Origin of the sequence: Paracoccus sp. UBA889, from assembly GCA_002294185.1 — a bacterium.
Lineage (GTDB): Bacteria > Pseudomonadota > Alphaproteobacteria > Rhodobacterales > Rhodobacteraceae > Paracoccus.
In genome coordinates this window covers 7,743-8,929 of sequence record DBFD01000012.1, presented here as the reverse complement: position 1 = coordinate 8,929, position 1,187 = coordinate 7,743, and the positions used below count along the sequence as shown (strand labels likewise).

The following is a 1,187-nucleotide window of genomic DNA, read 5'->3' as shown; positions in this document are numbered from 1 at the left end:
TGCCCAAGAAGATGGCGCTGGAGCTGTTCAAGCCGTTCATCTATTCGCGGCTGGAGGCCAAGGGCCTGTCCAGCACCGTCAAGCAGGCCAAGAAGCTGGTCGAAAAGGAACGCCCCGAGGTCTGGGACATCCTGGACGAGGTGATCCGCGAACATCCGGTTCTGTTGAACCGTGCGCCGACGCTGCACCGTCTGGGTATTCAGGCCTTCGAGCCGATCCTGATCGAAGGCAAGGCGATCCAGCTTCACCCGCTGGTCTGTTCCGCCTTCAACGCCGATTTCGACGGCGACCAGATGGCCGTGCACGTCCCGCTGAGCCTCGAGGCGCAGCTGGAAGCGCGCGTCCTGATGATGTCGACGAACAACGTGCTGTCGCCCGCCAACGGCGCGCCGATCATCGTGCCGTCCCAGGACATGGTTCTGGGCCTCTATTACGTCTCGATGCAGCGCGAGGGGATGAAGGGCGAGGGCATGTCCTTCGCCAGCGTCGATGAGGTCGAGCACGCCCTTGCCGCCGGCGAGGTGCATCTGCACGCGGGCATTACCGCCCGGATCAAGCAGATCGACGAGAATGGCAACGAGGTCATCCGCCGCTACGAGACCACGCCGGGCCGGGTCCGGCTGGGCGCGTTGCTGCCGCTGAATGCCAAGGCGCCGTTCGAACTGGTCAACCGCCTGCTGCGCAAGAAGGACGTGCAATTCGTGATCGACACCGTCTACCGCTATTGCGGCCAGAAGGAATCGGTCATCTTCTGCGACCAGATCATGGGCCTGGGTTTCCGCGAGGCATTCCGCGCGGGCATCAGCTTCGGCAAGAACGACATGGTGGTTCCCGACAACAAGTGGGACATCGTGGGCGAGGTCCAGGATCAGGTGAAAGAATTCGAACAGCAATATCTGGACGGTCTGATCACCCAGGGCGAGAAATACAACAAGGTCGTCGATGCCTGGTCCAAATGCAACGACCGCGTCACCGAGGCCATGATGTCCACCATCTCGGCCACCAAGAAGGACGAGAACGGCGCCGAGATGGAGCCGAATTCGGTCTACATGATGGCCCATTCCGGTGCGCGTGGCTCGACCAACCAGATGAAGCAGCTTGGCGGGATGCGCGGCCTGATGGCCAAGCCGAACGGCGAGATCATCGAGACGCCGATCATCAGCAACTTCAAGGAAGGTCTGACCGTT

At 61.6% G+C, this 1,187-nt stretch carries 1 pseudogene; it reads left to right on the top strand.

Annotated elements, in window-relative coordinates:
• Nucleotides 1-1,187 (top strand): annotated as a pseudogene (locus B4L36_RS01400) (DNA-directed RNA polymerase subunit beta'); the annotation flags it as partial.